Origin of the sequence: Nitratireductor pacificus pht-3B (assembly GCF_000300335.1) — a bacterium.
GTDB classification, from domain to species: Bacteria; Pseudomonadota; Alphaproteobacteria; order Rhizobiales; family Rhizobiaceae; genus Nitratireductor; species Nitratireductor pacificus.
Genome location: NZ_AMRM01000001.1, coordinates 294,035 through 311,572 on the forward strand (window position 1 = coordinate 294,035; position 17,538 = coordinate 311,572).

Here is a 17,538-nt window from a genome sequence, read left to right on the forward strand (position 1 = left end):
TGGTTGCGTCTGAAGCTCCCGCCGTTGCGGCGGAGGCGAAGCCGGAAACGTTCCGGCACGACAGCGCAGCCGCAGGGGCAGAGGCCCCGGCGTCTTGTCGTTCACAGAAACCATTGCCCGACGGGTTGCGCCCCGCCACGGATATTTGCGGCGCGTCGATCGCAGCCGCTATGAAAGACGATAAAATTGACCAATGATAACAATGCGAAACAGACTGGTTTCGCGGAACTCGGCATTTCCGGCACCCTGTTGAAAGCCGCCAACGACGCTGGCTTCACCGTGCCCAAGCCGATCCAGGATCAGGCCATTCCGCCGATGCTCGAGGGCAGAGACGTGCTGGGCATCGCCCAGACCGGCTCCGGCAAGACGGCCGCCTTCACCATGCCGATCCTCTCGAAGATCATGGCGCTCGGAACCAAGCGGCTGCGCAAGACGGCGCGCGCACTGATTCTGTGCCCGACGCGGGAACTCGCCGTGCAGATCGACGAGGTGGTGCGCCAGCTCTCGCATCATGCGCATCTGTCCACGGCTCTGGTGCTGGGCGGCGTTTCGCGCGGCAGCCAGGTGCGCCGTCTGGCACAGGGCGTCGACGTGGTGATCGCGACACCCGGCCGCCTGACCGATCTCGTCCGCTCCGGCGAGCTGTCGCTTGCCGAGACGCGCTGGCTGGTGCTCGACGAGGCCGACCGCATGCTGGACATGGGCTTCATCAACGATGTGCGCCGCATCGCGCGCGCCACGCATGCCGACCGGCAGACCGCGCTGTTCTCGGCGACCATGCCCCGCGAGATCGAGCAGCTTGCCGCCAGCCTGCTGAAGGAGCCGGTGCGCGTCGAGGTCGCCAAGCAATCGACCACGGCCGTCGAGATCACCCAGCGCCTGGTGATGGCGCGCACCAAGCAGAAGCGCAAGGTCCTGTCCGACATGCTGGCCGACGAAACCATGCGTTCTGTGATCGTCTTCGCCCGCACCAAGCACGGCGCGGACCGCGTGACCCGCGATCTGGAGCGCGACGGATTCGAAGCCGCCGTCATTCACGGGAACAAGTCGCAGAATGCGCGGCAAAGGGCGCTGAACGGTTTTCGTGACGGTTCGGTGCGCATCCTGGTGGCCACCGACATCGCCGCGCGCGGCATCGATGTTCCGGGCATCAGCCACGTGGTGAACTTCGACCTGCCGGACCAGCCGGAAAGCTACGTTCACCGGATCGGCCGGACCGGCCGCAACGGCGCATCGGGCGAGGCGGTCACGTTGTGTGATCCGGCCGAGAGCGACAAGCTGCGCGCGGTCGAGAAGATCATCCGGATGCGCCTGCCGGTGGTGGCCGACCATACGGGAGAGCCGGACCCGGCTCGCAATCCCGCCGACGCCAGCGGCCGGGGCGGCCAGCGCCACGCGCAGCCGAAAGCCAGCAATGACGCGGCGCGCGGCCAGCAGAAGCGTTCGGGACAGAAGCCCAAGCAGGCCGGTTCGGGCGATGCCCACAAGGCGGGCGCCAAGCCGGGCCAGCGCAAGCGCAACAACCGCTACAGGAGGCAGGGCGCGCGCGCGGCCTGACCTTTCGAAAGGGCTGGGGCGGGCGGCGGGCTGACCCGAGGTTCGCCCCCGCTGGCCCAATTGTTCCTGATCCGGCAATGCGCTAATGCATGTCCCATTCAGATGGATTCATTTGAATGACAACGAACATGCATCATTTCAACGTGTTACAGCGTCCTTTGCGCGTCTCATGAGACACGCGGCGCTTTAGGCGCGATGATCGTGCCCAGCGGCTGGATCGGGAGGGCGATATCATGGCGGGACTTGTCGCCCTGGCGATCGGATACATCCTGTCGCAATTCTATCGCTCGTTCCTGGCTGTGCTGACGCCGGCCCTGACGGCGGAGCTGGGAATCTCCAAGGCCGAACTGTCGATGGCATCGGGCGCCTGGTTCATTAGCTTCGCGCTGATGCAGTTCGTGGTCGGCGTCGCGCTCGACCGCTACGGACCGCGGCGCACGGCCGCCTTCCTGCTGACGGTCTGCGGCGGCGGCGGAGCGGCGCTGTTTGCGGCCGCGCCCAATCCCATGACGGTCATCGTGGCGATGGCGCTGAACGGTGCAGGCTGTTCAGCCGTCCTGATGGCTGCCGTCTTCATCTTCGCAAAATCCTATGCGCCGGCGCGCATGGCGATCCTGATCTCCTGGCTGGTGGGCTTCGGCACGCTGGGCAATGTGATCGGCTCCGCGCCGATGGCGGCGGCCGCCGAAGCCTTCGGCTGGCGCGGCGTCATGGCGGGACTTTCGGTCTTCACGCTCATGACCGGTCTCGCCATCACCCTCCTGGTGCGCGATCCCGAGCCGGACCGGAGTGCTGCAACGGGCCGGCAGGGCTTTGGCGGCTATCTGGAGCTGATGCGCCTGCGCGTCCTGTGGCCGATCCTGCCGCTCACCGCCCTGAACTACGCGCCGGCGGCGGGCATCCGCGGATTGTGGGCCGGTCCCTATCTCGCCGACGTCTACGGTGCCGACGCCCTGCTGATCGGCCAGGTGACGCTGTTCATGGCGCTGGCGATGTCGCTCGGCAGTTTCGTCTACGGCCCTCTGGATACGGTCCTGCGGACGCGAAAATGGGTTGCCGTTGGCGGCAACGCCATCGGTGCCGCCGCGATAGCATGGCTGGCGATGTTTCCGGTCACCGGGGTTGCGGCCACCACGGTCGTTCTGGTGGTGATCGGCGTTTGCGGGGCGAGCTACGGCTTGCTGATGACGCATGGCGGCGCCTTCGTGCCGGCGCATCTGACGGGGCGCGGCGTGACGCTGCTCAATTTCTTCTCCGTCGGCGGCGCCGGTGTGATGCAGTTCGCGACGGGCGGGGTGGTGGCCGCCGCCACCGTGCCGGGCGATCCCGCGGCGGCATACCAGACGCTGTTCATGTTCTATGCGGTGCTGCTAGCAGCAACGGTGGCGATCTACATGTTCTGCCGCGACGCGCCGCCGGACGTGCGGCACGAGGGCTGACCGGCCTTACCGCGTCCTCCTGCGGGGGCCGACCGTGCGCTTGTCCCAGCCTGTCAGGCGGTAAAGAACGAAGAAGATCAGGGGCTTGGGAAACAGGCGCAGCAGCTTGAGCGGCCAGACCAGGCGGCGCGGGAAACTGATCTCGTAGCCGCCGCGTTGCAGGCCGGCCGCGATGCGCCGGGAAGCGTCGCCGACCGTCAGCAAGGCGGGCATGCGGAAGGTCGTCTTGTCGGTCAGCGGCGTGGCGACAAAGCCAGGATTGATGATCTGGACGCGGATATTCATCTTCTCCAGATCGAAGCGGAGTGCCTCGATCATGTTGTTCAATGCCGCCTTGGTGGAGCCGTAGGCGGCCGCCGAAGGCATTCCGAAGAAGGACGTGACGGATCCCATCACGGCGATCTGGCCGTATCCCCGGTCGCGCATGCGGTCGATCACCGGCACCAGGCCGTTCAGGGTGCCGAACACGTTGATCTGGTAGCTGCGTACGAAGTTGGTGGTTTCCAGGCGGTCGCCACGCACCGGCAGATAGGCGCCGGCGTTGAACACGGCGAGAGAGATGGGGCCAAGCTTCTTCTCGATGGCGATGACGGTGCGCTCCATGCCGGCCTCGTTCATCACGTCGCACGGGAAAGTGAAGATGCGGCCCTTCAGCGCGTTTTCCTCCTTCGCGATCGATCCGAGATTGTCCTCGGCACGCGCCGTGGCCGCCACGGTGAACCCCTGACGCGCCAGGTGCAGCGCGAGAGCGCGCCCGATCCCCGTGCTGGCTCCGGTGATCCAGACAACTCCATTCTCCGGCCTGGCCCTGTAGAGCCCCATGCGATCCCCGTGCAACTGTTGGTCGGAGGCAGACTTAGCTGCCGGTGCTGCGATTGAAAAGCAGCAAGGGAAGGTGGAGCCCCAGAAAACACTGGATGAGCTGAGAGGTGGCATCCGTTGCACCGAGGCCCGCGCGCGGCGCGAGCGGAGCGAAACGCGACGTCTTTGCGCGGTTTGGCTCCCGGGCGCAAAATCCCTCCTTGCAAGTGGCGGAATCGCTTTCTACCCTTCGCCGAAAATTCGCAGAGGTTCGTATGAAAAACTCGGTTGTCGATGCAATAGGAAACACACCGCTGATCCGCCTGAAGCGCGCTTCGGAGGAAACGGGTTGCGAGATCTACGGCAAGGCCGAGTTCATGAATCCGGGCCAGTCCGTGAAGGATCGTGCCGGGCTCTTCATCATCCGCGACGCCGAGAGGCGCGGCCTGCTCAGGCCGGGCGGCGTGATCGTCGAGGGGACGGCCGGCAATACGGGCATCGGCCTGACGGTGGTGGCCAAGGCGCTGGGCTATCGCACGGTCATCGTCATTCCCGACACGCAGAGCCAGGAAAAGAAGGACGCGCTGCGCGTTCTGGGCGCCGAACTCATCGAGGTGCCGGCGGTGCCCTACAAGAACCCCAACAATTACGTCAAGGTTTCGGGCAGGCTGGCCGAGCAGCTCGCCGCGAGCGAGCCGAACGGCGCGATCTGGGCCAACCAGTTCGACAATGTCGCCAACCGTGAAGGACATGTCCGCACCACCGCCGAGGAGATCTGGCACCAGACGGAGGGCAGGGTGGACGGTTTCGTGTCCGCCGTCGGTACGGGCGGTACGCTTGCCGGCGTGGGCGAGGGGCTGCGCGGCCGGAACCGCGACGTCAAGATCGCGCTGGCCGACCCGATGGGCGCCGCGCTCTACAGTTTCTATACCGAGGGTGTCCTGCAGTCGGAGGGCAGCTCGATCACCGAAGGGATCGGGCAGGGACGCATCACCGCCAATCTGGACGGGTTCGCGCCCGACTTCTCCTATCAGATCCCCGACGAGGAAGCCCTGCCGATCGTCTTCGACATGGTACAGAACGAGGGGCTGTGCCTGGGCGGTTCGACGGGCGTCAACATCGCGGGGGCGATCCGTCTCGCGCGCGAGCTGGGGCCGGGGCACCGCATCGTGACGATCCTGTGCGACTACGGCACACGCTATCAGTCGAAGCTGTTCAATCCGGCGTTCCTGCGCGAGAAGGGCCTGCCGGTTCCGGACTGGATGGAAGAGACGCCGCAGATCGACGTTCCGTTCGAGGCGGTGGCGTGATGGATCTGTCAACCGAGATCCTTTTTCGCGACGATGCCTATCTGCGCGACGGTGCGGCGCGGGTTCTTGCCATCAACGACCGCGGGGGAATCCTGCTCGACCGCACGGTCTTCTACGCGACCTCGGGTGGCCAGCCCGGCGATACGGGCCGGCTGACGCGCACGGACGGGACGGCGATCGAGATCGCCGCGACGGTGACCGGCGAGACCAAGGAACAGATCATCCACGTGCCCGCGGCGGGCCAGGCGCTGCCGGAACCGGGCGAGACGCTTCAGATGGCTATCGACTGGGAGCGGCGTTTCCGCCTGATGCGCATGCACACCGCCTGTCATCTCCTGAGCGTCGTCTGTCCCTATCCGATCACCGGGGCTTCGGTGAGCGAGGACGATTCACGGGTCGATTTCGATCTGCCCGACGCCGGTTTCACCAAGGAGGCCGTCACCGAAAAGCTGATGGAACTGGTGCAGGGCGACCATGCCGTCTTCAACCGCTGGATCACGGAGGAGGACCTGACCGCCAATCCGGGCCTGGTGAAGTCGAAGAACGTGCGCCCGCCGAAGGGGGCCGGGCGCGTCCGCCTGGTCTGCATCGGCGAGGATGCGGCGGTCGACAGCCAGCCCTGCGGCGGCACGCATGTGGCGCGCACCGGCGAGGTGGGCGAGATCCACATCGGCAAGATCGAGAAGAAGGGGCGGGAGAACCGCCGCTTCCGCATCCGCTTCGGCCCGATGCCGGCGGCGTGACCAGTAACGAGACAGGCGGGACGTGATGAGCGAGACGAGCAGGTTTACCGTTTCAGCGGATTGGCTGGAAGCGAAGCTGGGCATGCCCGGCCTTTCGATCGTCGATGCCTCCTGGTACCTGCCCGCGCAGGGCCGGGACGCGCGCGGCGAGTACGAGGCGGGACACATCCCCGGCGCCGTGTTCTTCGACCAGGATGTGGTGGTTGCACCCGGTTCCGATCTGCCGCACACGCTGCCGGACGCGCCGACCTTCGCCCGGCATGCTGGCGCGATGGGCATAGCGCGCGACGACACCATCGTCGTCCATGACGGACCGGGGCTGTTTTCCGCCCCCCGCGTCTGGTGGATGTTCCGCGTGATGGGCGCCCGCAACGTGCTTCTGCTGGAAGGCGGGCTGGATGGCTGGCGCGCCGAGGGACGCCCGTTGACCGCCGCTCCGACCAAGATCGCGCCCAACGTCTTCGAAGCGACGCTCGACGAGACGCGCGTGGCGACCTTCGAGGCGATGCGCAGCATCGTGGACGGGCGCGCTGCCCAGATCGCCGATGCGCGGCCGGCCGGCCGCTTCACGGGCGTCGAGCCGGAGCCGCGTCCCGGCATGCGCTCGGGCCACATGCCGGGCGCGCGCAGTGTCCCGGCGTCCGCGCTGGTGCGCGACGGCAGGCTGCTGCCCGCCGATGAATTGCGAAAACTGTTCGCCGATGCCGGGATCGACCTGGAGCGGCCGGTGGTGACGTCCTGCGGGTCCGGCGTCACGGCGGCGGTCATCACGCTGGCACTGGAGACGGTGGGACACACGGACAACCGCCTCTATGACGGGTCCTGGAGCCAGTGGGGCGGCCTGGCGGACACGCCGGTGGAAACGGGCGAACCATAAGCTGACAAACAGACAACGGGGCATTCATCGTCAATTCAGGAGTTGCGCTGAAATATGCGCCGGTCAATGACTGTTTCCCCCTGAAAGGACTTGAGATGCTGAATCGCCGTCAAATGCTCGGTGCCGCGATCGCGGCGTGCTTCGTGCCCGGTGCGGCCGCAGCGCAGTCGGCCATGCCTTCGGCCTCGCAGATCCAGCGCCGGCTGGAAGCCGCGCCGGCGCAGCGCGTGCGCCCGCAGGACCGGGTGACCGTGCGCGAGTTGAAGCGCCGCCCCGAACTGCGCCGCCGGGCACCTTCGATCGATATCCAGGCCATCAATTTCGCCTTCGACTCGGCCGAGATTCCGTACTCGCAGTACCGCAAGGTCGAGCAGATCGCCGATGCGCTGCATGCCCTGCGGCGGCGGCGGCCGGGCATGCTCGTCCTGCTCGAGGGCCATACTGACGCGGTCGGTTCGTTCGGCTACAATCAGCGCCTGTCCGAACAGCGCGCCGCATCGCTGAAGCGCGTTCTGGCCCGCGAGTTCGGCGTGCCGTCGCGGATGATGGAGACGGTGGGATACGGCGAGGAATATCTCCTCGTGCCGACGCCCAACGAGAACTGGCGCAACCGCCGCGTCACGCTGCGGCGCATCGACGATTTCATCCGCTAGACCTGTTCCTCTGCGCTTTTGCGGACGTCAGGCGATTCCATCTGACTGCAAAACGCGATGGACCCGGCCTTCGCTTCCGAAGCCCGCCCTCGTTCTGCATCAGGCCCGGCAACCCGTTGCGTTTGCCGGGCCTGCTTGTCTGCTGCACTCCGGAATCGGGTGGAATGCGGCGGTACGTGCAGCCATGCTTCTCCTGCAACCCTCACAGGAGAGCCGCTATGGGACTGATCAAATTCACCGCCATGCCGAGCGAGGAGGCGCGGGCCTTTCGCGCGGGCGCGAAAGACGCCTACGGCAATGCGCCGGAACGCCGGGTGTCCGACGGTGCCGGAATACCCTGTCGCCATTGCCTGCGCGGCGTGGAAGCGGGCCGTCCCTATCTCACGCTTGCCTATCGGCCGTTTCCCGAACCGCAGCCCTATGCCGAGACGGGGCCGATCTTTCTCTGTGCCGATGAATGCGCGCGCGCTCCCGACAGCGATGTCATGCCGGACCTCTTTCGCGCCCGGCCGGACTGGCTGCTGCGGGGCTATGGGCATGACGACCGCATCGTCTACGGGACGGGCGCGGTGACGCCGAAGAAGGATATCTGCACGCGGGCGCACGCACTTCTGCAGCGCGACGACATTGCCTATCTGCACCTGCGCTCGGCCCAGTACAATTGCTATCAGGTGCGCATCGAGCGGGCATGAAAAAACCCGCCGTTTCCGGCGGGTAGTTTGCTGGAGGAGACGTGTCAGGCGGCGAGCACCGCCTGCGGTTCGGCCATTTCGTAGCCGAGCGCTTCGGCCACGGCGCGATTGGTGATGCGGCCCTTGTGGACGTTCAGGCCGTTGCGCAGATTCGGATCGTCGACAAGCGCCTTCAGCCCCTTGTCGGCGAGCAGCAGGCCGTGATGCAGGGTCGCGTTGTTGAGCGCGTGGGCCGAGGTGACGGGAACGGCGCCCGGCATGTTGGCGACGCAGTAGTGAATGATCCCGTCGATCTCGTAGGTCGGGTCCGAATGGGTGGTGGCGTGGGAGGTCTCGAAGCAGCCGCCCTGGTCGATCGCCACATCGACCAGCACGGTTCCCTTCCGCATGCCCGACAGCATTTCGCGCGTCACGAGCTTTGGCGCGGCGGCGCCGGGAATGAGCACGGCGCCCACCACGATATCCGCGGAGAAGCACTCTTCCTCCAGCGCCTCGACGGTGGAATAGCGCGTGTGCGCGCGGCCATTGAAGATGTCGTCGAGTTCGCGCAGGCGCGGGATCGATCGGTCGAGGATGGTCACGTCGGCACCGAGGCCGACCGCCATCTTCGCGGCGTTGAGGCCGACCACGCCGCCGCCGATGATGGCGACTTTGCCCGGCAGCACGCCCGGCACCCCGCCGAGCAGTACGCCGCGCCCGCCATTGGCTTTCTGCTGGGCGGTGGCGCCGGCCTGAATCGCCAGGCGTCCGGCGACTTCCGACATCGGCGCGAGCAGGGGGAGGCCGCCGCGTGTGTCGGTGACGGTTTCATAGGCGATAGCCGTGACGCCGGATTCGACGAGGCCCCGGGTCTGTTCCGGGTCCGGAGCCAGGTGAAGATAGGTGTAGAGGATCTGGTTCTCGCGCAGTTGCGCCCATTCGACCGGCTGCGGTTCCTTGACCTTGACCACCATGTCGGAGCGGGCGAACACGTCGCCGGCGGTTCTGGCGATGGTCGCCCCGGCGGCGCGATAGGCATTGTCGTCGGCGCCGATCCCCGCGCCGGCGCCGGTTTCGACCAGGACTTCATGGCCGTGGGCGACATATTCGCGGACCGACCCCGGGGTCAGGCCGACGCGGTATTCGTGGTTCTTGATTTCCTTCGGGCAGCCGACGCGCATCCAGATCTCCTCCAAGAGCATGTTTGTGCATTGTTCTGGCTCTATCGATGAGACCACAAAACGGGCCGAACGTCTTTGCGAACATGTTTGCGGGCGCGGGGCAAATTCGATACTTTTTGCGTCATTGCCTATTTTCGGAGGAGGAAAGTCGGTCAATGGCCCTCGACAGGATTGATATCGCTATTCTGGACGCATTGCAGCTGGACGGGCGGATCTCCAATTCCGCCCTTGCCGAGAAAGTGAGCTTGTCCCAGTCGGCCTGTTCGCGCCGGCTCGACAATCTGGAGAAGAGCGGCGTCATCAAGGGATATCATGCCGAGCTTTCCAACGCTGCGCTCGGCCATGCGATGACGGTGATCGTGCATATCTCGCTGTCCGGCCAGTTCGAGCGGACCTTGAGCGAGTTCGAGGCGGCGGTGACGCGCTGTCCGAACGTGGTGTCGTGCCATCTCATGTCCGGCGAGTACGACTACATCCTGCGCATCGCCGCGCGCGACCTGCAGGATTATGAGCGCATCCACAAGGAATGGCTGACCGGCATGCCCCATGTGATCAAGATCAACTCTGCCTTCGCCCTGCGCGAGGTGATCGACCGCACGGCGATCGGCATGAAGCCGCAACTGGCGTGAGCGGGTTACGCTAGCCCGTCCAACGTTTCACGGAGCGCTGAACAGATCCATCTCCCTGTTTTTCCGCGTTTATGCGGGCGTCGGGTGATTCCACCTGACTGCAAAACGCTATAGCGGGCCTTCCTCAGTGACGATGCGGTCCATCGGGATGTCGTGGGGCTGGGGATGGATGGTGGCGAGCCGCGAGAACGCATAGCCGATGCCGATCACCAGCGGCCTTCTGGGCAGCGTCGCGAGCGTGCGGTCGTAGAAGCCGCCGCCATAGCCGAGCCGGTAGTTGCCGCCGTCGAAGCCGACCAGCGGCGAGATGACGATGTCGGGCAGCACCTCCGCGCCGGCGGCGGGGACGGGAATGTTCCAGACGCCGCGCTCCAGCGCATCGCCGGGGCGATAGGCGCGGAAGATCAGGGGCGCGTTCTTTTCCACGACGACGGGCAGGGCGGCGCCGGCGCCGCGATCGATCGTCGCGGCGAGCCAGGGCCGCAGGTCAGGCTCCCCGCGAAAGGGCCAGTAGAGGCCGATCGTGCGGCCGTGCGGATCGCCAATCACTGCGTCGAGGCCCGCGGCGATCCGGCCGGCCATGTCCGCTCGGGTTGCTGCGGGGATCGAGAGACGCTCGGCCAGGATGCGCTCGCGCTGCGCCTTGCGAAAGCGGCGCACCTCCGGCCAGTGGCTTTCGATGTTTGCCGCCCCGCCGTCGTCGCCCTCATGCATGAAACATGGCGGCGAGGCGTAGGGCGCCACGCGGTCCCGTGGGTCGCTGGTCATGCGCCTTCTCCTTCCCTTCCGATCCATCCCCAATGGAAAGAATACTGCATCCGGCCGCCGATGCGCGCTGTTCCCCATGCGACGTTTCGACCGGCATCGCGCCGTCATTCCAGCGTCATCAGATTTTGCTGGAACTCCGTCGACAACAGCGCGATCATCTTCGTTCGATCGCCTATCCAGCCTGGACCGAAGGAGACTCGACCATGAACCGGCAGCTTCAATCCATTTCGCGGCGTTCCTTTCTGGCGGGGTCGGCCGCAGCCGGCTCCCTTGTCCTGATGCATCCCTTCTCGGCGCGCGCCGCGGGCAACCAGGCGCATCTCAGGATCATGGAAACGACGGACCTGCATGTCCACGTGTTTCCCTATGACTACTACGCCGACAAGCCCAACGACACGATGGGACTGGCGCGCACCGCATCGATCATCGATGCCATCCGCGCCGAGGCGACGAATTCGATCCTCGTCGATAATGGGGACTTCCTGCAGGGCAACCCGATGGGCGACTACATTGCCTATGAGCGCGGCATGAAGGATGGCGACGTCCATCCGGTCATCAAGGGGATGAACACGCTGGGCTATGATTGCGCGACGCTCGGCAATCACGAGTTCAATTACGGCCTCGACTTCATGTTCAAGGTGCTGGACGGGGCGAACTTCCCCTTCGTCTGCGCCAATCTGACCAAGGGACAACTGGCCGCCAGCGGCCGCGACGACGCCCTGTTCCTCAAGCCCTATGTGGTTCTCGACCGCAAGGTGAAGGACGGCGACGGCAACGAGCATCCGATCCGCATCGGCCTCATCGGCTTCGTGCCGCCGCAGATCATGAACTGGGATGCCAAGCACCTGTCCGGCAAGGCGATGACGCGCGACATCGTCCGGGCGGCGGAGGCCTGGGTGCCGCAGATGAAGGAGGAGGGCGCGGAACTGATCGTCGCGCTGTCCCATTCGGGCATCGGTCCGGCACAGTACGAGGAGAACCTCGAGAACGCCTCGCTGCTGCTCGCCGGCGTCGACGGCATTGATGCGATCGTCACGGGCCACAGCCACCTGGATTTCCCCGGCGTCAAGTTCGACGGGATGGAAGGTGTCGACAACGCCGCCGGCACGATCGGCGGCAAGCCAGGCGTGATGGGCGGCTTCTGGGGCTCGCATCTGGGCCTGATCGACCTCCTGCTGGAGCGCGACGGCAATGCCTGGAAGATCGTCAGCTCTACCTCGGAGGCGCGACCGATCTTCAAGCGTGTCGAGCGGGCCACCGAACCGCTGGTCGAGAGCAAGGCCGAGGTCGAGGACGCTGTGCGCGCCGACCACGAAGCGACGCTGAAATATGTGCGCACGGCCGTCGGCAAGACGTCCGCGCCGCTCTATTCCTATTTCGCGCTGGTGGCCGACGATCCGTCCGTGCAGATCGTCAGCCAGGCGCAGACCTGGTACATCACCGAGATGCTGAAAGACGGCGCGTACAAGGACCTGCCGGTCCTTTCGGCGGCCGCCCCCTTCAAGGCCGGCGGGCGCGGTGGGCCGGACTACTATACCGACGTGCCGGCGGGCGATGTCGCCATCAAGAACGTCGCGGACCTCTATCTCTATCCCAACACGGTCCAGGCAGTTCTGGTGACGGGGGCGGACGTGAAGGAATGGCTGGAAATGTCGGCCGGCATCTTCAACCAGATCGAGCCGGGCAAGGCTGACCAGGTTCTGCTCGACCCGACCTTCCCGTCCTATAATTTCGACGTGATCGACGGCGTGACCTATGCGATCGACCTGTCGCAGCCGCCGAAATACACGTCCAAGGGCGAACCGCTGAACGCCGGGGCGAGCCGCATCACCGACCTTCAGTACAATGGCGCGCCCATCGATCCGGCCCAGAAATTTGTTGTCGCCACCAACAATTATCGTGGCGGCGGCGGGGGAAACTTCCCCGGCATCAGCGCCGACAAGGTGATCTTCGCCGCGCCCGACACGAACCGCGACGTCATCGTCCGCTACATCGTCGAGCAGGGAGCCATCAACCCCTCCGCCGATGCGAACTGGCGTTTCAAGCCGCTGGAGAACACCAGTGTGCTGTTCGAGACCGGACCGAAGGGCGCGGCCTTCGCAGGCGAGGTCAAGGGCGTCTCCATCGCTCCGGCGGGCGAGGGGAACGAGGGTTTTGCGCTGTACCGCATCACGCTCTGAAGCGATTTCCGCGCTGAGGGAAGAAGTCGGGCGCGATGCCCGGCTTTTTCTTGTGGAACAATGGCTTGCGCGGAAATCTGCATGATCCGATTCAGTGGATGCGACCCTGCGGCACATTGACAGCCGATGGCGCGGGGCGCGATCTGCATCGGTCAGTTTGGAGGCCCGCCATGATTCGTCACATCGTTTTCTTCAGCGCCAGGGACGAGGCCGATGTCGGGCGCATCGCCGACAAACTCGGCATGCTGGGCGACATTCCACATGCGGATTTCTTCGAGGTCGGGCTGAACCGCAAGGTGGACCAGCTCGGCAGCGAAGTGGACGTGGTGGTCTATGGCGAGTTCCGTGACGAGGAGGCGCTGGCGGCCTACAAGGCGCATCCGGTCTATGCGGAATGCATCAGGCAGGTGCGTCCGCTGCGCGAGATGCGCATCGCCGCCGATTTCGTGTCCTCGGTTTCTACAGCGCCGCGCGTCTTGTTGGACGCGCAAAGGACGCTGTAGCACTTTGAAATGATGCATGTTCGTCGTCTTTCAAATGAATTCATTTGAAAGCGACATGCATTAGCTAACCTTCCTCGCGTATCACGCGATAGCCATCGAGCGCGATCTGCCGCGCCGTCCCGTGGTCGACCATCGGGGCGGGATAGGTCTCGCCAAGCCGTATGCCCGCCTCGGACAGTGCTGCTGCGGTCGCGTTCCATGGCTTGTGGATGTAGCGCTTCGGCAGGTTGCGGAGCTCCGGCACGAAGCGATGCACATAGGCGCCATCGGGATCGAATTTCTCCCCCTGCAGGACCGGGTTGAAGATGCGGAAGAAGGGGGCCGCGTCGGCGCCGGAACCCGCCACCCACTGCCAGTTGGCAGGGTTGCTCGCGGGATCGGCATCGACAAGCGTGTCCCAGAACCATTCTTCTCCGGAACGCCAGTCGAGCCGCAGGTCCTTGACCAGGAAGGAGGCGACGATCATGCGCGCCCGGTTGTGCATCCAGCCGGTCTGCCAGAGCTGCCGCATGGCGGCGTCGACGACCGGATAGCCCGTCTGCCCGCGTTGCCAGGCACGGAGCGCCTTGTCGTCCCGTTGCCAGGGAAAGGCATCGAAATCCCGGTTGAAATTCCGCGTGGCAAGGTCGGGATTGTGGAACAGCAGATGCCAGCAGAATTCGCGCCATCCGAGCTCCTTGCGAAAGGTCTGCGCGTCGCCGGCTGGCAGTTCGTGGCCGGCTTCGAGCGCACTCCAGATCTGCCACGGGCTGATCTCCCCGTGGGCGAGATGCGGGGAGAGGCTCGACGTGCCGGCGTCGGCCAGGACGTCGCGGCGCCGGTCGTAGCCAGTGCCGCCGCCGGCGAGGAAAGCGTCGAGGCGCTCCCGGGCGCCGGCCTCGCCCGGCGTCCACTGCGCCGCCAGACCTCCCGACCAGTCGGGCTTTGAGGGCAGGAGCTCCCACTGGTCGAGCGGGTCGCTGGCCACGTCATGATCGGCCGCGTTCAGCCTGTGGGGGCGATCGGCCGGCGCGTGTGGTTCGATCGACTGCTGGAGCGCGCGCCAGAACGGGGTGAAGACGCGGTAGGGTCCGCCGGCGCCGGTCTTCAGGCGCCATGGCTCGTGCAGCAGGTGGCCTTCGAAGCTCTCCGCCTCGATGCCCGCATCCCTGAGCGATGCCTTCATCCGCGTGTCGGCGGCGATGCCGGGCGGATCGTAGCGGCGGTTCCAGTACACGGCTCCGGCGTTCAGCCGGGCGGCGAGGCGCATCGCCGTGTCGGCCATGGGACCGCGCTGGAGGATGAGGCGAATGCCGAGCCGGCCGAGGTCTTCGCCCAGCGCCTTCAGCGAATGGTGCAGCCACCAGCGCCGCGCGCCGCCCGGCGGGCGCGTCCCTTCGCTCGTCTCGTCGAGGATGAAGACCGCGGCAAGGGGACGTCCCGAGCGGGCTGCCGCGGCAAGCGCACGGTTGTCGGTCAGGCGCAAATCATGCCGAAACAGGATCAGAAGCGTGTCTTCCGCCCCGCTGGCGGCGCGCTCAGTCGTCATTGGTGGCATTCAGGTCTTCGGGGCGCTTGCCGCTCTGTCCGTCGTCTTCCGGGTGGAGATAGCCGTTCTCCAGCGCCCAGGCCCTGAACGCGCGCAGAAGCGCTTCCTCGCGCGGCAGGTTCGCTCCATCATGACGGGAGAAACGGTCGAGGGCGGCAGTCAGGTCGGCGGGGAGGGCCAAAGTCAAGCTGGTCACGGCTGTCGCCGCCGGTTTTACATCCTGCCTGGTCTTCATCAGTCGCCTGCCCCTGCTTAGTCCCTGTCAGACAACCGTCTGCCCGGGAATTGGTTCCGTGGGTTTCCCATCTTGTTCGACCGTCTCAGTCTTCATCGCCCGCTTGTCATCAACGTGCTGCGTTGGGAGCGCCCCAAAATGTGAGCAGGCTCGGCCTCGCGCGGATCGTAACGGGCGCGACCTCATTCGGCATGGCTTGCTTCGAGCTCGGCGCGCGCGAGATGGAGCGCCCGGCGCGAACTGCGGGATAGATCGTCCAGGCTTCTCGCAACGGTTTCGAAGGACGCATCGTCCATCGGCGCGAAGATGCTGTTGTTCAGTTCGCGCGCGATCTCGCCGGCGCGACGCGCATAGGCTTCGCCGGTCGGCGTCAGGCGGAGCAGTGTGCGGCGGCGGTCGTTCGGATCGCGGTCCCTGGTGATCAGTTCCCGGTCGTGCAGGGCGTTGCACTGCGCCGTGATGAAGGGGCTGGCGACCTGCAGATAATCGGCGACCGTCTGAACGGCGACGCCGAGCTCTCCCTGCTCGTTGGCGATCGTCATGATGACCATGTGCTGGGAGCGCGACAGGCCCAGATGGCGGGCCAACAGCTCGAACATGCTGGTCATGTTGCTGTCCAGCACCAGCAGATCGAACAGCATGCGCCTGAAACGGCGATAGTCCGCTTCGCTCTTGATGAATGGCAAGTTGCAGGTGCGAAGGGGTTTGAACCGGCGGGGGGCGGCATTGATGGAACGGCTCTTTTTCATGGTTCCGCTCAGCGAGGCGTTGCTGCGGTGAAGGGCTGGTGCGGGCCCGCCTGTGCGTAAAGTTCTGGGCAGGCAGTCCTCCCGGGATATTATATAATCCACTTATCTTTTCAGCCTAGCAGACGGTAGTTTGCCCGCAAGAGATATTTCCGCAATAAAAAATGTATTGCACAAAGCGGAAAACGTACCTAGGGTCACCCAACGATGTGGATGGCGCGGACTGCACCGGAGAGACGATCCCGGCGACAACGTCGCCGCCCGGGACAGTGCCGCAGGAGGAGGGTTGCGCATGCGCGATCCTAAGGGGAGGCGCCGGCTTTCATGTCTGTTCGGCGCGGCAGTGATGAACGGGCAGGCGCTGCCCGTCGGGGAGGACCCGCTTGGATGAAGCCTGGACGAGGTCAGGCATCGCGGCGGCTTGCGTCGTGATCGTTCGGCGCTGTGCGCGGGATGGGCAATTGGACGGGTGAAGCGGCTTCTTTGCGGGTCGTCACGAGCAGAGACGCCTCGCTACGGGGGGGCGCACCGGTGGAAAATCAAACCAACAAAATGGGGAACTGAAATGGCTTCTTGGAAAGGGTTCATATCCGTCGCGAACCGTGCAGCCCTCGCGGCATCGCTCGTTGCCGGGCTCGCCGTTCCTGCGGCGGCGCAAACGCTGACCTTCGGCTCCGGCGTGCCCGAGCGCTCTGCCGGCAACCAGAAGGGCATCTTCCCGCTGCTCGAGAAGATCACCGAGGCCACCGACAACCGCGTGTCGTTCACGAAGATCGTCGGCGGGCAACTCGTCTCCATGTCCAACACGTTGCAGGGCATTCGCGACGGTATCGTCGATACCGGCTATTTCATCTCGCAATTCTATTCGACGGAGCTTCCCTATTCGAGCCTGATGGGCGAGCTGACCGGCCTTGGAACCGATCCCTACGCGACCATGGGCGCGCTCAACGAAGCCTTCTTCGTCGCCTGCGAGCAGTGCCGTGACGAGTTCCGCGGCCTGGGGCTTGTTCCCGCGCTCATCCAGTCGGCGTCTCCGCTGACGATGCAGTGCACGCAACCGGTGGCGACGTCCGCCGATCTGAAAGGGCTGAAGATCAGCACGATCGGCTCGCCGGAGGCCCGCTGGGCGACCGTGCTCGGGATGACGCCGGTGCGCACCAATATCGTCGACATCCTTCCGGCGCTCCAGCTCGGCCAGAGCGACTGCACGCTGGTCGGCACCTCCTGGATCCGCAGCTACGGCCTCGAGGACACGGTGAAGGGGGTGATCGAGATGCCGCAGGGCGTGATCACCGGCGCCTTTCCCCTCGTGCTGAGCGACAAGGCCTGGAACGGCATCTCCGAAGAAGACCGCAAGGCGATCGTCGGCCTGATGCCCGACGGCCTGTGGGACTATGTCGAGGATGCCTATGTCGACGTGGACGCGGAAGTTCGCGCCGCCCTGGAAGGCAAGATCGGTTTCCAGCCGGGCGACCAGGCGATGAAGGATCTGTGGAGTACCTATCAGGAGGGCGAGATCGTCGCGCTCAAGGAACTGGCAAAGCAGCGCGGCGTCGAGGGAGCCGATGAACTCATCGACGAGATCGTCGAGATCTTCCGCGCTTGGCACGAAGACTATTTGCCAGAGTTTTCGGGAGACAGGGAGAAGTTCGCCGCACTGATGCGCGAGCGCGTCTTCTCGAAATACGACTTCTGAGCGACCCGCCGGCCATGACGC

Annotated in this window: 17 protein-coding genes; 11 read left to right on the forward strand and 6 right to left on the reverse strand. The window is 65.4% G+C overall.

The features are described 5' to 3' along the window. Positions 1 to 186: 186 nt before the first annotated feature. Both NA2_RS01350 and NA2_RS01355 read left to right on the forward strand, forming a co-directional pair. Positions 187 to 1,557: a DEAD/DEAH box helicase gene (locus NA2_RS01350; RefSeq protein WP_008593320.1), complete on the forward strand. Its 1,371-nt coding sequence runs from the start codon at positions 187 to 189 to the stop codon at positions 1,555 to 1,557. Between the two features lie 233 nt (positions 1,558 to 1,790). Beyond that, a complete protein-coding gene (locus tag NA2_RS01355) occupies positions 1,791 to 2,996 on the forward strand; it encodes an MFS transporter (protein WP_008593322.1) in 1,206 nt (401 codons plus the stop codon). 6 nt (positions 2,997 to 3,002) lie between these two features. Here NA2_RS01355 and NA2_RS01360 read toward each other — a convergent pair whose 3' ends face one another. Beyond that, the gene (locus NA2_RS01360) at positions 3,003 to 3,818 is read right to left on the reverse strand and encodes an SDR family NAD(P)-dependent oxidoreductase (protein WP_008593325.1); all 816 of its coding nucleotides are present in this window, start codon (positions 3,816 to 3,818) and stop codon (positions 3,003 to 3,005) included. A gap of 254 nt (positions 3,819 to 4,072) precedes the next feature. On the opposite strand from NA2_RS01360, the gene NA2_RS01365 reads away from it, so the two are divergent. The 5 genes from NA2_RS01365 (at position 4,073) to NA2_RS01385 (ending at position 8,072) form a co-directional block, all read left to right on the forward strand. Beyond that, complete coding sequence (locus NA2_RS01365) at positions 4,073 to 5,107, forward strand: cysteine synthase A (RefSeq protein WP_008593327.1); 1,035 nt, start codon at positions 4,073 to 4,075, stop codon at positions 5,105 to 5,107. Continuing rightward, positions 5,107 to 5,850 carry an alanyl-tRNA editing protein gene (locus NA2_RS01370; RefSeq protein ID WP_008593329.1) on the forward strand — a complete coding sequence of 248 codons (744 nt, stop codon included), beginning with the start codon at positions 5,107 to 5,109 and terminating at the stop codon, positions 5,848 to 5,850. The genes NA2_RS01365 and NA2_RS01370 overlap by 1 nt, the downstream gene beginning before the upstream one ends. A gap of 25 nt (positions 5,851 to 5,875) precedes the next feature. Further along, complete coding sequence (gene sseA / locus NA2_RS01375; protein ID WP_008593330.1) at positions 5,876 to 6,727, forward strand: 3-mercaptopyruvate sulfurtransferase; 852 nt, start codon at positions 5,876 to 5,878, stop codon at positions 6,725 to 6,727. A 95-nt stretch (positions 6,728 to 6,822) separates the two neighbouring features. Continuing rightward, positions 6,823 to 7,380 (forward strand): OmpA family protein, encoded by a 558-nt coding sequence (locus NA2_RS01380; protein ID WP_040676361.1) that lies wholly within the window; start codon positions 6,823 to 6,825, stop codon positions 7,378 to 7,380. Positions 7,381 to 7,598: 218 nt separating this feature from the next. Further along, the gene (locus tag NA2_RS01385; protein WP_008593334.1) at positions 7,599 to 8,072 is read left to right on the forward strand and encodes a DUF1203 domain-containing protein; all 474 of its coding nucleotides are present in this window, start codon (positions 7,599 to 7,601) and stop codon (positions 8,070 to 8,072) included. Positions 8,073 to 8,116: 44 nt separating this feature from the next. On the opposite strand, the gene ald is transcribed toward NA2_RS01385, so the two are convergent. Beyond that, a complete protein-coding gene (gene ald, locus NA2_RS01390; protein WP_008593336.1) occupies positions 8,117 to 9,232 on the reverse strand; it encodes an alanine dehydrogenase in 1,116 nt (371 codons plus the stop codon). Positions 9,233 to 9,387: 155 nt separating this feature from the next. Here ald and NA2_RS01395 point away from each other — a divergent pair, with 155 nt between their 5' ends. Next, positions 9,388 to 9,861 (forward strand): Lrp/AsnC family transcriptional regulator, encoded by a 474-nt coding sequence (locus tag NA2_RS01395; RefSeq protein WP_008593338.1) that lies wholly within the window; start codon positions 9,388 to 9,390, stop codon positions 9,859 to 9,861. A gap of 108 nt (positions 9,862 to 9,969) precedes the next feature. Here the strand turns inward: NA2_RS01395 and NA2_RS01400 are convergent, their stop codons facing one another. Beyond that, positions 9,970 to 10,629 carry a 5-formyltetrahydrofolate cyclo-ligase gene (locus NA2_RS01400; RefSeq protein ID WP_008593340.1) on the reverse strand — a complete coding sequence of 220 codons (660 nt, stop codon included), beginning with the start codon at positions 10,627 to 10,629 and terminating at the stop codon, positions 9,970 to 9,972. Positions 10,630 to 10,832: 203 nt separating this feature from the next. On the opposite strand from NA2_RS01400, the gene NA2_RS01405 reads away from it, so the two are divergent. Together NA2_RS01405 and NA2_RS01410 are read left to right on the forward strand one after the other, a co-directional pair. After that, positions 10,833 to 12,809 (forward strand): bifunctional 2',3'-cyclic-nucleotide 2'-phosphodiesterase/3'-nucleotidase, encoded by a 1,977-nt coding sequence (locus tag NA2_RS01405; RefSeq protein WP_008593342.1) that lies wholly within the window; start codon positions 10,833 to 10,835, stop codon positions 12,807 to 12,809. A 170-nt stretch (positions 12,810 to 12,979) separates the two neighbouring features. Beyond that, complete coding sequence (locus tag NA2_RS01410; protein ID WP_008593345.1) at positions 12,980 to 13,312, forward strand: Dabb family protein; 333 nt, start codon at positions 12,980 to 12,982, stop codon at positions 13,310 to 13,312. 64 nt (positions 13,313 to 13,376) lie between these two features. Here NA2_RS01410 and NA2_RS01415 read toward each other — a convergent pair whose 3' ends face one another. The 3 genes from NA2_RS01415 to NA2_RS21215 all read right to left on the reverse strand — a co-directional run bounded on the left by NA2_RS01415 (position 13,377) and on the right by NA2_RS21215 (position 15,761). Then, complete coding sequence (locus tag NA2_RS01415; protein ID WP_008593347.1) at positions 13,377 to 14,840, reverse strand: cryptochrome/photolyase family protein; 1,464 nt, start codon at positions 14,838 to 14,840, stop codon at positions 13,377 to 13,379. Next, the gene (locus NA2_RS01420) at positions 14,830 to 15,036 is read right to left on the reverse strand and encodes a hypothetical protein (protein ID WP_244423570.1); all 207 of its coding nucleotides are present in this window, start codon (positions 15,034 to 15,036) and stop codon (positions 14,830 to 14,832) included. Before NA2_RS01420 ends, NA2_RS01415 begins: the two co-directional genes overlap by 11 nt. 221 nt (positions 15,037 to 15,257) lie before the next feature. Continuing rightward, entirely contained in the window at positions 15,258 to 15,761 is a 504-nt protein-coding gene (locus NA2_RS21215) for a MarR family winged helix-turn-helix transcriptional regulator (RefSeq protein WP_157188093.1), read from the reverse strand. Positions 15,762 to 16,386: 625 nt separating this feature from the next. On the opposite strand from NA2_RS21215, the gene NA2_RS01430 reads away from it, so the two are divergent. Next, positions 16,387 to 17,517, forward strand: coding sequence for a type 2 periplasmic-binding domain-containing protein (locus NA2_RS01430; RefSeq protein ID WP_008593354.1), 1,131 nt, complete (start codon positions 16,387 to 16,389; stop codon positions 17,515 to 17,517). Positions 17,518 to 17,538 lie beyond the last annotated feature (21 nt).